Source organism: Brucella sp. TWI432 (assembly GCF_039674445.1).
GTDB lineage: Bacteria > Pseudomonadota > Alphaproteobacteria > Rhizobiales > Rhizobiaceae > Brucella > Brucella chromiisoli.
In genome coordinates this window covers 271,563-283,270 of sequence record NZ_JBDJNL010000003.1, presented here as the reverse complement: position 1 = coordinate 283,270, position 11,708 = coordinate 271,563, and the positions used below count along the sequence as shown (strand labels likewise).

Below are 11,708 nucleotides of genomic sequence, written 5' to 3'. Positions count from 1 at the left end.
ATGGCGAAAGGTCGAGGCCGTCTCAATTCCATCCAGTTGCTGCCACAGGAATGCAGCGACATTGTCATCTGGGCTGCTGGCGAACTGCAGGCGATGCAGCGATCGCAACAAGATGTATATGAGGAATTTGTTACAAAGCTTCAGGAACGGCAACGCGAAAGCCGTGGCGAGCTTGATATCCGCATCCCATCAAAGTCCTCGTTTAATCGTTACTCGATTGATCTGGATGCCACGACGCGCGACCTCAATGAGGCGCGTGAGATGGCGACAGCGGTACTGGCCGGACTGGATCATAGTGACGGGGACGACATTACCAAGTTCGTCGGCGAAGCTATCAAAGCGGCTGTCATGGCAACCTTGCGCGCGCAAAAGGGCAAGCTGAATCCTAAGTCACTTTTAGAGCTTGCCAACACCATGCGCATGATTGCGATGGCTCAGGCCACATCGAGTGCCCACCGCCAGAAACTTGAGGCTGAACTCACCGAAAAAACGAAGGAAGCTGTGAAGAGCGTCGCGAAAGCCAAGGGTCTTACCTCTGATGCTGCAGAGGAAATTCTCGATCAGATTCTTGGGGTGAGCAAATGAGCGCGCCAATCACACAAGAACAGTGGGCGGAAATTCGCAGGCTATCTAAGGATGCCGTGCTGGAGAAGGTCGAGCGCCGGAAGGCGCTCTTGCCATACCAGCAGCGCACCGTCTCACTTTGCATGAGCGTTGCGGATTGCCCTGTTCTGTTCGTTGAAAAATCCCGCCGTATTGGCCTGACTTGGGCTTGCGCTGCTTATGCCGTCATTCGTGCGGCTCTTGCTCGCGATGCTGGCGGCATGGACTTCATGTACATTTCCTATTCTCAGGAAATGACGCGCGAGTTTATTGACGCCTGCGCTATGTGGGCGCGTCACTTTTCTCACGCTGCTTCCGAGATGGAAGAATTTGTCTTTGATGACAGCGACAAGAATGGCGAGCGTTCCATTCAGGCTTTCCGCATCAAGTTTGCTTCGGGCTTTGAAATCATCGGCCTTTCATCGGCACCACGTACACTGCGCGGCAAGCAGGGCGTGGTGATGATTGATGAAGCGGCGTTCGTTGATGATCTTGAGCAGCTTCTGAAGGCAGCGCTGGCGTTTTTGATGTGGGGTGGTCAGGTCATTGTCTGTTCGACGCATGACGGATTCGAAAATCACTTCAACGAGCAGATACAAGATATTCTTGCTGGCAAGCAGGATTACAAGCATCTGCGCATCGATTTTGACGAAGCGTTGCATGCAGGTCTTTACGAGCGCATCTGTCTTGTGACGGGCAAGGAATGGACGCCGGAGGGCGAAGCACAGTGGCGCGCCCAGATCGTCAAGTTCTATGGATCAGGTGCCGACGAAGAACTTTTCTGTATTCCATCGCAGTCTTCTGGTGCCTATCTCACCCGTGCAATGATCACGGCGTGCATGCAGGAAGGGATTGAACTTATCCGCTGGAAGCCGGTCGACGGCTTTGTTGACTTCCCGCTTGAGCAGCGCACCGCTGAAGTCGATCGGTTTTGCCGCGAAGAGCTGTATCCGCATATTGCGAAGATGGACCCGCTTTTGCGTTCGGGCTTCGGTCAGGACTTTGGCCGATCGGGCGACGGCTCATTTATCCATCCGTTTCAGGTGCAGCCCGACCTGAAGCTTTCCACACCGTTCATGCTGGAGCTGCGCAACGTCCCGTTTGATAGCCAGAAGCAAATTATTTTCTGGCTTCAGAAGAAGCTGCCACGCTTTTTCCATGCGGCATTTGACGCCACCGGCAACGGTGCATCGCATGCGGAAGCGGCCCGTCAGGAATGGGGACCGAACTACGTTTCGGAGATCAAGCTCTCGCAGAGCTGGTACATGCTCAATATGCCGAAGATGAAAGCGGCCTTTGAAGATCGCGGCATTGAGATTGCTTTGCACGATGACGTACTTGCAGACTACCGAGCGGTCAAAATGACCAAGGGCATTGCCAAGGTTCCGGACAATGCCCGAACCATGGGTACAGATGGCTTTGAACGCCATGGTGAAGCAGCCATTGCAGGCGCTCTCGTCATCTATGCCAGTGAGCAAGGCAGTGGCGACATTGGTGGATCGACCACAGGCAACGAACGCAGCAGCTCGAAAATTTCAGATGACTTCAGCGGAAGCTTTGGCAGCGTTGAGGCGCGTGCTGATCTGTCCGGCTTTATGAGGATGTGAAATGGCAGTCCCCGTTATTCCAGAGATCGCGACCACGGCGTCTGATCCTTATGTTCCCAACTTTACCGGCATTCTTCAGCCGACTGATGAAGTTCTTGTCAGCCGAGGCGGTGCATCTGCCATCAAAATCTATGATGAAATCCGCCGCGATCCGCATGCCTTCGCCATCCTGCAGAAGCTGAAGCTTGAAGTGGTTTCGCGTGAATGGAAGATAACAGCGGCATCAGAAAGCCGCCTTGACAAGAAAGCTGCGGCGGAAGTCGAGCGCCAGCTGAAGGCCATAAACTTTGATCGCCTGACAAAGGGCTTGCTAGGTGCTGTGTTGAAGGGTTTCTCAGTCGCAGAAATCTTGTGGTCTTCGACAGCTCTGGGTTGGGAAGCCAGTGCAGTTAAGGTCAAGAAACAGCGCCGCTTCCGTTTCACTGTGGATGGTGCGCTGCGCGTTCTCACCCGATCAAACGCCATGGATGGTGAAGCCGTGCCAGAACGTAAGTTCATCGTGCATCGCCACACGATCGACGATGACGACGACGATCCTTATGGCGTTGGCATTGGCTCTGTTCTGTTCTGGCCTGCATGGTTCAAACGTCAGGTTCTGGCCCATTGGCTGCGCGGCACGGAAAAGCACGCAACTCCGACGACTGTACTTCAGTATGAAGGTAGTTACGACGAAAAACGCCAAGCGCAGATGACGATGGTTCTGCGCCAGATGGCAAACGATACAGGTCTTGTCATTCCCAACACCGTCACAGCTGACTTGCTGGAATCAGCTAACGCAGGCGGTGGTGACTTTTTTGAGAAGCTTGCTCGCTATTTGGACGAGCTGATGAGCGAAGCTGTTCTTGGCGAAACGCTGACGACGAACTCCGGCGAGCGTGGCGCTCGATCGCTGGGCGAAATCCATAATGAAATCCGTATTGCGATCGCAAAGGCAGCTTCTGATCTGGTTTGCGAGACCATCCGCGACACGCTCGTTCGCTGGATCATTGAGCTGAATTATCCCGGCGCTGGCCTGCCAGAAGTATGGCGCGATTTTTCGGAAACCGAAGACCTGGACAAAAAGGTCGAGCGTGACCAGAAGCTTCACCAGATGGGCTATGAGCCAGCTGATCCGGATTACATCAGCGACACTTACGGCGCTGAGTGGATTAAAAAGCAGCCGGTCGCGCCAGCTCCCATTGATCCGGATAAAAAGCCGTCGATCATGGATAATCTGGAATTTGCAGAGAATCCGAACAGCGTTTCAAAGCGCGGTGAAACCACTGTGAAGGAGCTTTCAAGCCAGCTTGAAAGTGCTGCGCAACCAGCTATCGACAGGATGATCGAAGCTATCCGCGCCGAATTCACCGAGGCGCAGGGTTATGACGATCTGATTTTACGCCTTGCCAGATTGTCTGCTGAGATGGGTGTCGAAGATCTCGCCACCGCCATGGAGCAAGGTTCCCTTCTTGCCATGCTGGAAGGCGTTGATAGCACGAATGGCTGATCAGGTCCGGTTTGAAGAGGCAATCAATTATCTCGCTGGCAAGGTCAATCTGCCAACGCGGCGGTCTGACGATCTTCGCCATGCCGCGCATGTTCGCGGGTTTTCCGTTGCAGGCGTGACGCGTGACGACATGTTGTCAGACTTCCGGACGGCAATCGAGAAAGCCCGATCGGAAGGAACCGGCTACAACGAGTTTCGCAAGGACTTTGACGAGATCGTCAAGCGCTACGGATGGCAGTATTTCTCGCACGGTAAAACCGAGGAAGAGCGAGCAGCTTGGCGTTCGAAAATCATCTTCACAACCAATATGCGCACTTCATATATGGCCGGGCGCTGGAAACAGCTGACCGATCCGGATGTCATGCGTTACAGGCCATATTTGCAATATGTGCATTCCGGTTCGCTTCATCCACGCAAACTGCATTTGTCGTGGAACGGTCGCATCCTTCGCGCCGATGATCCGGCTTGGCGTTATATGTTTCCGCCCAACGGCTGGGGCTGTTTCTGTGATGTAGAAGCACTTTCCGAGCGCGACCTGAAAGCGCTCGGAAAGTCAGGTCCGGATCAGGCTCCGGACCTCACACCTTATGAGGATACCGATCCGCGCACCGGCCAAGCAGAAATGCGTATCCCCGGCATTGATCGCGGCTGGGAATATAATGTCGGCCAAGAGTGGCAGCACGGTATGGTGCCAGTTGAGCTACAGCAACCGTTGAAACCATTCGGAACACCAGTCGAGTCGAAACAATTACCGTCTCTTCCAGCGCCTGCGAAAGCCGCAGCGGAGGACTTACTTGCGCCGGACCTTGAACCTGAAAACTATGTTTCGGCATTCATGGGCCGCTTTGGCCTTCAGGCCGACGAGCCAGCCTATTACCGCGATGTTTCCGGCGGGGTCATCACGATTGGCCGTTCGATGTTTGAACAGCGCCAGCCAGACGGCACGGTCATAGGTCTTAAAAGCGGAAAGCGCGGGCGCGGCCAGTACGCCATTTTTCTTGCCGACGCGATCCAGTCACCGGATGAAATTTGGGTGGATTGGGCCGAAGTCAAATCGGGTATTGTTTTGCGCCGGGCCTATCTCAAGCGAATTGTTCTTGATGACGGCCGCAGCCTGTTTGTGCGTTTCGAGTGGACAAAATCGGGATGGGTGGCAATCACAGGCTTTGACAGCGATGACGCCTATATCGAGAAATTCCGATCAGGTGCGCTGCTCTATCGGAAACAATAAGGGGGACGCGGTTTGCCAGCGCGTCCCCGGTTGACTGATCTACGGAGGGCCCCGGAAAAGCCTCGATCAGACAACACCTGAACATTATCACGCCATACCGACATAGACAACGGAGAGCAGAATGGCAGGCACCAGCATTATCGTAGATGACGACAGCGTCACTGGAGCACTTGAGCGGCTTTATGATGCAGCTGGTAATCTTGCTCCAGCCCTTAAAAATATCGGTGAATATGAAACCCGCGTCACTAAGCGCCGCTTCATTGATGAAAAGGACCCAGAAGGCAATCCATGGAAAGACCTCAACACGTTCTATGCCAAGACCAAGAAAGGTCCCGGCAAGCTTCGTGGCGAAACACGTTCGCTTTCCGAGATCGTTTATCAGGTCGCCTCTGACAGTGTGGAAATCGGCACCAACGTCATCTACGCCCGCGTCCATAATGAAGGTGCTACGATAAGGCCCAAGAATGCGAGCGCCCTTGTCTTTTCGATGGGCGGGCAGACATTCATGGTGCAGTCTGTTAAAATACCCAAGCGTCAGTTCCTCGGCATCAGTGAGGCCGACAAGATGGAGATCGAAGCAATCGTTCGCGACCACTTTGAAGACGCTGTCGGAGGGGAACCAGCAAACTGATTTTAAGGGTCACAGAACGCGCTCATTGCGTTTTCTGGCCGGATGGACGTAAATGGGTATGGATGCGCGCCCACGGCCTTCAAACAGCCTTCAAATTTCATCCCTCTTTATATTGCCCCCATCGATCTGCCGCGCTATCCAGTCATAGGCCGAAAGCGGCATTTGGAGTGGTAACTTTACGCTCATGACCGCCTGAGCCGTCCGCCCTTAGATGGCGGCATGAAACCTTTTGAAATCTTCCGCATCGGCACCCATACGACAGCCAAGGGTAAGACCATTACCTTCGCTGAGAGCGATCTTGCCGATATCGCTGCGAGCTATGATCCGGCGCTACACCATGCGCCGATCGTTGTCGGCCATCCAAAGCAGGACGGACCTGCCTATGGCTGGATTAAGTCTATGTCCGTTCGCGACGGTCGCATTGTTGCTGAGCCTGAGCAGCTCAACACGGAATTCTCCGAAATGGTCCGTGAAGGCAGCTTTAAGAAGGTTTCAGCTGGCCTTTATCATCCCGACGAGAAATCAAATCCGACACCCGGCAAGTATCATTTGCGCCATGTCGGCTTTCTCGGTGCCGAACCTCCAGCCATCAAGGGTCTGAAACCAATCGAGTTTGCAGAAGGCGATCTTGATATCGAGCTCGACTTCTCGGAGTGGCGCACGTCTTGGGCGCTTGACAATGTCGGCCGCATCTTCCGCGCAATCCGCGATTTTATCATTGAGACCAAGGACATTGAGACAGCCGACAAGATTGTCCCGCAATGGGACCTTGATCAGCTTGCCCAATCTGCAGCCGACATTCGCTCGGATGCCCGCGTCGAGGAAGCCGCTCGCACCACGTTTTCCGAAAACCAAACCAAGGAAGAAACCATGAAAACCGCCGAACAGCGGCAGGCGGAGCTTGACGCCCGCGAAGCTGCCATCGCTCAGCGTGAAACCACGTTCTCCGAAGATCAGCGCAAACAGCGTGTCGAAGCCGATACTGCTTTCGTTGCTTCTGTCGTGGAAGCCGGTCGTTTGCCGGTTGGCCTTCAGGAAGCTGCCACCGCACTTTTCTCGGAATTGGAAGACGGCGAAACGCTGACCTTTAGCGAAGGCGATCAGCAGGTGACGAAGTCGCCACGTTCAGCATTCCGCGATCTTCTGGAAAAGCTGCCAGTGCCAGTCACAACCGGGGAACTGGCGACCGGCGACGGTCCGGACTTCTCCGATTCTGCTTATGTGCAGACGGCAATTGAAACCGAAATCCGCACTGCAGCTGAGAAAGGCGAGAAAATCTCTCCCGCCGCAGCCGCAATGCGCCTGAAAGCCACTCAGCGCTAAGGAGCGAGCATGAACCCGCATATCAAAACCTTCGTGGCAGCTGGCGACATCGGCCACCGCCGCCTCGTCAAATTCACCGCCAATGATGGCGAAGTCGCACTCGCTACCGCTGCAACCGACAAGATTGCAGGCGTCGTGGACTTTCCGTCTGGTGCCAAGGCCGGTGAGCGCATCGATGTCGTGCTCTTTGGCCCTGCTGAAGTTGTGGCCGGTGGCGCGATCGTACCGGGTGCGGACTTCACCGCAGGTGCGGCTGGCGCGGCGGTCGCAGCGGCTCCGGCATCAGGCGCGAGTGCCGTTACGGCTGGATTCGTCATGACGGCCGCAGCGTCGGGTGACTTCGTCCGTGCCTTCATCCAGCGCGGCAATCTCACCGCCGCATAAATCCAGCTTCAAACCTCTTTTCAGGAGCCTTTAATGTCAGGCCAGCCATTTCCAGTCGATCCGGTTCTAGTCGGTATCGTTCAGGCTTACAGCAACACCGCACTGATCGCTGATCTGGTGTTGCCTCGCCTTAATCCGCTGCTTCCACGTGAGCAGTTCAAATATTGGACGTTCGATTTCAGTCAGTTCATCACACTCCACGACACCAAAGTCGGCCGCAAGTCGGAACCGAACACGGTCGAGTTTAACGCTGACGAAGTTGAATCGCGAACGGAAGACTACGGTCTTGATGACGTGATCCCGCTGTCGGACATTGCGAACGCTCCGGCTGGATACGATCCGCGTGCCTTTGCAGCTCAGAAGCTGATTGACCTCGTTCTTCTCGATCGTGAAGTTCGCGTAGCAAGCAAGGTCATGGACCCGGCTACCTATCCTGAGGCGAACAAGGAAGCTTTGACGGGTACTTCCAAGTGGTCGAACCCCGACAGCAAGCCGATTGTCGCGGTTGCCGAAGCTGCTGACAGCATGATCATGCGCCCCAACAATGCAGCGATGGGACGCGGCTCATGGACGGCATTGCGCACTAATCCTAGTGTTCTCCGTGCGTTGACACCATCGGGTGCCTCTGATGGCTACGCCAACAAGCGAGCCGTTGCTGATCTTCTCGAACTTGATGACATCATCATTGGCGAAAGCTGGATCAATGTCGCCAAACCCGGTCAGCCGGTTCAGCGTCATCGCGCTTGGGGCAACCATTGCGTTCTCTTCCACAAAGCGCCGCTTGCTGACAGCGTCTCGGCCACACCCACCTTCGGCTGGACAGCGCAGTTTGGCACTCGCGTTTCCGGTTCGATCACTGAGCCAAAAACCGGCCTGCGCGGATCGGAACGTGTTCGTTCAGGTGAGAGTGTGAAGGAAGTGATTTCCGCACCGGAGCTTGGCTTCCTCTTCGAAGACGCTGCCTGACCCCTCTTTCTAAAATGCTTCACCCGGTCATTCACCGGGTGAGCTTTCCCGCAACCACCAAAGGAAGAATTGATGTTTCGACGCTCTTTTCTCTTCGTGATCTCTATTGCCGCAATCTGCATTTCGTACGCCGTCAGCATCGTTGCTGTTCCGCTCATGTATCTGCTGAAAACGAACGTGGCTCATTCGGTGTTCAATCTCATGTCTGCGATCGCACTGATCGCCTTCCGCGTCATCGAACAGCTCAAGCCAGTTTATCGCCTCAGCTTCCTTACTGACGGTCGCAGTTTGCTGCATCGGCGTGTTTTTGCCTGACGCCGATCGGCGTCCAGAATTTCCCGTCCCGGCGTCATCCGGGCGGGTTTTCCAGAAACTGCCGATCGGGCGGCTTCTGTAAAATCCGAGGAGATTGAAAATGGCCAAGCAACCCAAAACCAATACGAACACGCCAAAGGTTCCGGACGCCGAGCCAGTTGGTGATCCAGCACTCTTTAATACAGCTAATATTGCTGCTAACGGCAGCACCGACGCACGGACTGGCAGTCCTCCCCTGTCAGCTGATGCAGGGGCGACAGGTGTGGCCGCGCCTGTCGCCTCCATTTCCACCGATACCACAGCGAGCAGCGGCGCTGTTGCCGGAACGACTTCAGTCGAACTGGTGAAACCGCAGGAAAGTGCCGAGCTAACAGAAGTCAAAACGACTGATGGAGATCAGGGCACTTCCATCCCCGAACCGGAAGCAGCGGGTTCGGGAACCAATTCTGAAGGCGGGATTTCTGAAGCGACAGCGCAGTCAATCCTGTCGAAGGTGCTTGGTGTCGAAACGGCTCCGGAAAAGCGCGAGTTCATTCTCGTGTTCGGTCCGGTACGCCATAACAACGTTCGTTATGAAAGCGGCAAACGCATCATCCTGACCGAAGCCGAGCATCGCGAGCTGCGCAAAAAGCAGCGCGTTGTCGAGTGGGAACACGGCGAGGATTTGGACTGATCATGTCCTACGCCTCGCTGGGAGATTTGCTGGAACGTGCTGGTGAAGATGAAATCCTCCAGATCGCAGACCGCGATTTGGATGGCACAGTTGATCCGGACGTGATCGACGCGGCCTTGGTTCATGCTGACAACACCGTCAATGGCTATGTCAGTGTGCAATACAAGCTGCCGTTCACTTCAGTTCCTGACCTTGTCCGCACATGGGCAATCTCGATCGCTCGGTACTTTCTTCATCGCGATGGCGCGCCTGAGCATGTGGTGCGTGATTGGAAGGAAGCAATTTCCGCGTTGAAGGATGTTGCAGCCAATCGGCTCAAACTCCCGGTTGGTCCGGATGAACCTGCGCCGCAGCCATCTTCAGGCAGTGATGTCAGCATTGTAGGTCCGGGTCCGGTCTTTTCAGCCGACAAACTAAAAGGGTGGCTCTGATGCTTCAGGAGATCATCGACCGCCTTAAGTCTCATGCACCCGCCCTCATCGATGTGCGTCCGGCTGAAGACATTGAAGGGATCACAAAAGGAACTGCTCCGCGATCTGGCACAGCATTCGTTCTGCCTTACCGCGAGCGTGCGCAGGAAAATGAGCGGATGACTGGCGGACACCTTCAGGTCGTTGTGGTGCAGCTGCTCGTCGCCTTTGTCATGCGCCGACATGACGATGCAAGCGGCGGCAAAAAAGCAGTTTTGTTTGATGAAGTGAAAGAGTCGATCGAAACAGCCTTGGCCGGTTGGGAGCCGCCATCAGGCGAAGACCCGCTTTCTCTGGTTTCCGCTCAAGCAGCGCCAATTGGCAATGGCGTCACAGTCTATGTGCAGACGTGGGAAACGTCGCGCTTTTTGGAAGGGAAATCCTGATGAGCAATCCAGTTCGTGGCGGACGTTATGTCCGCGATTCCAAAACAGGTGCGCTGAGCCGTGCCGATGAAACTATTCCGCCCACAGCACAGCCTGAAGCGGAAAAGAGCGAAATCCAAAACGAAGCGGACACGCCCGCCTCGACAAAGAAAGGCAAGTAATATGGCGCGCAGATGGAACAAGCTTGCAATGCTCTTCAAGCTGGAGGCAACTTACGGCACCGATGCCGCTCCTGTTGCCGCCAACGCTATTGTCGGCACAAATGTGACCTTTACGCCGATTGAAGGTGAGGAAGTCAGTCGCGATCTTCTTTTGCCATATATGGGCAATCAGGGTGTTGTCCTGGCTGGCATTTATGCGCGGCTTGAATTTGAGGTCGAGGTAGCAGGTGCCGGTGCAGCTGGTGATGTCCCGGCTTACGGCTCTATCCTGCGCGCTGCCGGTATGGCCGAAACGGTCACGGCTGACACTGATGTGACATACACTATCATTGAAGATGCCGTTGAATCAGGCTCGCTTTATTTCATTTCGGATAAGGTGCAGCACGTCCTTCTTGGTTGTCAGGTCAATATCGCGCCATCGTTCACACCATCTGCGATCCCGCGTTTCCGCGTAACGGCCATGGGATTGCTTGGAAATATTACCGATGTCGCTGTCATGCCTGCCGTTTCAATGGCTGACTGGATGACGCCAGTTACTGTTTCCAAGGCGAATACAACGATGTCGCTTCATGGTTGGAATGCGGTCGCGGAATCGATCTCGATTGATCTTGGCAACACGCTGACACCACGCATGCTGATCGGCGAAGAACTCATTATGATTTCTGCCCGCTCATCCACTGGTACTGCTGTTGTAAAAGCGACGACGCTCGCAACTGTAAACTGGTTTCAGAAGGCACTCGACCGAACGCGTGGCGCCCTTTCGCTCATTCACGGCACGAAGGCGGGCAACACTGTCGAGATCGTGGCCCCTGCCGTTGAAATCGGCAAACCAAGTCAGAGCCAGACAAACAACATCATCAATTACAGCCTGCCACTCTCGTTCTGTCCGGTCGACGGCATGGACGAGTTGAAGATCATCGTCCGCTAATCCGGCTTTCTGAACGTCTTTAATCGCATTTTGAAGAGGTTTTAACCCGTGTTCAAATTCTCAACCAACATAACTTTCTGGTGGCCGGTTAAGGTCATCGAACCGCATCCGGACGAAGCCGGTAAATTCATCGAACATGAGTTTAAGGCCAAGTTCGAAATGCTCCCACCTGATGATGGCAAGGCCTCGGCAAAGGCACGTCAGGCAATCGTCGGCAAGATCACGCCTGAGCTTTCAGACGAAGAGATCGAAACCATTCAGTCTGAACTCGATGAGCATGATCTCAATCTGCTTCTGCGCACTCTTCGCGGATGGGACAATATCCTTGATGCGGACGGCAAGCCAATCAGCTTCAGCGAAGCGAATTTCAGGCTGCTTTATGGCTACCGGCATATCCGCAATGCCTTTGTCCGCGCTTACATCGATGCGCTCTCCGAAGACAAGGCACGGCTGGGAAACTAAAAAGCGCGGCCCGTGCGTGGGCTTTAATCCGTGCAGGCCGCGCTGACCGCACAGAAGTTGCCACCATAGATGACGCGGTTGC

Annotated in this window: 15 protein-coding genes; all 15 read left to right on the top strand. The window is 54.7% G+C overall.

Annotated elements, in window-relative coordinates; all coding sequences use genetic code 11:
* Positions 1-585, top strand: a complete 585-nt coding sequence (locus tag ABE527_RS08610) for a phage protein Gp27 family protein (protein WP_499696652.1) — start codon at positions 1-3, stop codon at positions 583-585.
* Positions 582-2,210 carry a hypothetical protein gene (locus ABE527_RS08605; RefSeq protein ID WP_499696651.1) on the top strand — a complete coding sequence of 543 codons (1,629 nt, stop codon included), beginning with the start codon at positions 582-584 and terminating at the stop codon, positions 2,208-2,210. Before ABE527_RS08610 ends, ABE527_RS08605 begins: the two co-directional genes overlap by 4 nt.
* 1 nt (position 2,211) lies before the next feature.
* Positions 2,212-3,696, top strand: a complete 1,485-nt coding sequence (locus ABE527_RS08600; protein WP_499696650.1) for a DUF935 domain-containing protein — start codon at positions 2,212-2,214, stop codon at positions 3,694-3,696.
* Entirely contained in the window at positions 3,689-4,927 is a 1,239-nt protein-coding gene (locus tag ABE527_RS08595; RefSeq protein ID WP_499696649.1) for a PBECR2 nuclease fold domain-containing protein, read from the top strand. The genes ABE527_RS08600 and ABE527_RS08595 overlap by 8 nt, the downstream gene beginning before the upstream one ends.
* 121 nt (positions 4,928-5,048) lie before the next feature.
* Complete coding sequence (locus tag ABE527_RS08590) at positions 5,049-5,558, top strand: phage virion morphogenesis protein (protein ID WP_499696648.1); 510 nt, start codon at positions 5,049-5,051, stop codon at positions 5,556-5,558.
* A gap of 219 nt (positions 5,559-5,777) precedes the next feature.
* Positions 5,778-6,881: a peptidase gene (locus ABE527_RS08585; RefSeq protein ID WP_499696647.1), complete on the top strand. Its 1,104-nt coding sequence runs from the start codon at positions 5,778-5,780 to the stop codon at positions 6,879-6,881.
* 9 nt (positions 6,882-6,890) lie between these two features.
* The gene (locus ABE527_RS08580) at positions 6,891-7,265 is read left to right on the top strand and encodes a hypothetical protein (protein WP_499696646.1); all 375 of its coding nucleotides are present in this window, start codon (positions 6,891-6,893) and stop codon (positions 7,263-7,265) included.
* Between the two features lie 33 nt (positions 7,266-7,298).
* Positions 7,299-8,231, top strand: a complete 933-nt coding sequence (locus ABE527_RS08575; RefSeq protein ID WP_499696645.1) for a major capsid protein — start codon at positions 7,299-7,301, stop codon at positions 8,229-8,231.
* 72 nt (positions 8,232-8,303) lie between these two features.
* Entirely contained in the window at positions 8,304-8,546 is a 243-nt protein-coding gene (locus tag ABE527_RS08570) for a hypothetical protein (RefSeq protein ID WP_499696644.1), read from the top strand.
* 100 nt (positions 8,547-8,646) lie between these two features.
* Entirely contained in the window at positions 8,647-9,219 is a 573-nt protein-coding gene (locus ABE527_RS08565) for a hypothetical protein (protein ID WP_499696643.1), read from the top strand.
* 2 nt (positions 9,220-9,221) lie between these two features.
* Entirely contained in the window at positions 9,222-9,650 is a 429-nt protein-coding gene (locus tag ABE527_RS08560) for a gp436 family protein (RefSeq protein ID WP_499696642.1), read from the top strand.
* Positions 9,650-10,075, top strand: coding sequence for a phage tail terminator protein (locus ABE527_RS08555; protein WP_499696641.1), 426 nt, complete (start codon positions 9,650-9,652; stop codon positions 10,073-10,075). The genes ABE527_RS08560 and ABE527_RS08555 overlap by 1 nt, the downstream gene beginning before the upstream one ends.
* Complete coding sequence (locus tag ABE527_RS08550) at positions 10,075-10,236, top strand: hypothetical protein (protein ID WP_499696640.1); 162 nt, start codon at positions 10,075-10,077, stop codon at positions 10,234-10,236. Before ABE527_RS08555 ends, ABE527_RS08550 begins: the two co-directional genes overlap by 1 nt.
* 1 nt (position 10,237) lies before the next feature.
* A complete protein-coding gene (locus tag ABE527_RS08545) occupies positions 10,238-11,164 on the top strand; it encodes a phage tail tube protein (RefSeq protein ID WP_499696639.1) in 927 nt (308 codons plus the stop codon).
* Between the two features lie 48 nt (positions 11,165-11,212).
* The gene (locus ABE527_RS08540; protein WP_499696638.1) at positions 11,213-11,626 is read left to right on the top strand and encodes a hypothetical protein; all 414 of its coding nucleotides are present in this window, start codon (positions 11,213-11,215) and stop codon (positions 11,624-11,626) included.
* Positions 11,627-11,708 lie beyond the last annotated feature (82 nt).

Bases quoted from the DNA above. Each gene is read 5' to 3' on its own strand.
- ABE527_RS08595 (WP_499696649.1), top strand. From the start codon at position 3,689: ATGGCTGATCAGGTCCGGTTTGAAGAGGCAATCAATTATCTCGCTGGC.
- ABE527_RS08580 (WP_499696646.1), top strand. From the start codon at position 6,891: ATGAACCCGCATATCAAAACCTTCGTGGCAGCTGGCGACATCGGCCAC.
- ABE527_RS08570 (WP_499696644.1), top strand. From the start codon at position 8,304: ATGTTTCGACGCTCTTTTCTCTTCGTGATCTCTATTGCCGCAATCTGC.
- ABE527_RS08545 (WP_499696639.1), top strand. From the start codon at position 10,238: ATGGCGCGCAGATGGAACAAGCTTGCAATGCTCTTCAAGCTGGAGGCA.
- ABE527_RS08560 (WP_499696642.1), top strand. From the start codon at position 9,222: ATGTCCTACGCCTCGCTGGGAGATTTGCTGGAACGTGCTGGTGAAGAT.
- ABE527_RS08605 (WP_499696651.1), top strand. From the start codon at position 582: ATGAGCGCGCCAATCACACAAGAACAGTGGGCGGAAATTCGCAGGCTA.
- ABE527_RS08610 (WP_499696652.1), top strand. From the start codon at position 1: ATGGCGAAAGGTCGAGGCCGTCTCAATTCCATCCAGTTGCTGCCACAG.
- ABE527_RS08575 (WP_499696645.1), top strand. From the start codon at position 7,299: ATGTCAGGCCAGCCATTTCCAGTCGATCCGGTTCTAGTCGGTATCGTT.
- ABE527_RS08590 (WP_499696648.1), top strand. From the start codon at position 5,049: ATGGCAGGCACCAGCATTATCGTAGATGACGACAGCGTCACTGGAGCA.
- ABE527_RS08555 (WP_499696641.1), top strand. From the start codon at position 9,650: ATGCTTCAGGAGATCATCGACCGCCTTAAGTCTCATGCACCCGCCCTC.
- ABE527_RS08600 (WP_499696650.1), top strand. From the start codon at position 2,212: ATGGCAGTCCCCGTTATTCCAGAGATCGCGACCACGGCGTCTGATCCT.
- ABE527_RS08585 (WP_499696647.1), top strand. From the start codon at position 5,778: ATGAAACCTTTTGAAATCTTCCGCATCGGCACCCATACGACAGCCAAG.
- ABE527_RS08565 (WP_499696643.1), top strand. From the start codon at position 8,647: ATGGCCAAGCAACCCAAAACCAATACGAACACGCCAAAGGTTCCGGAC.
- ABE527_RS08550 (WP_499696640.1), top strand. From the start codon at position 10,075: ATGAGCAATCCAGTTCGTGGCGGACGTTATGTCCGCGATTCCAAAACA.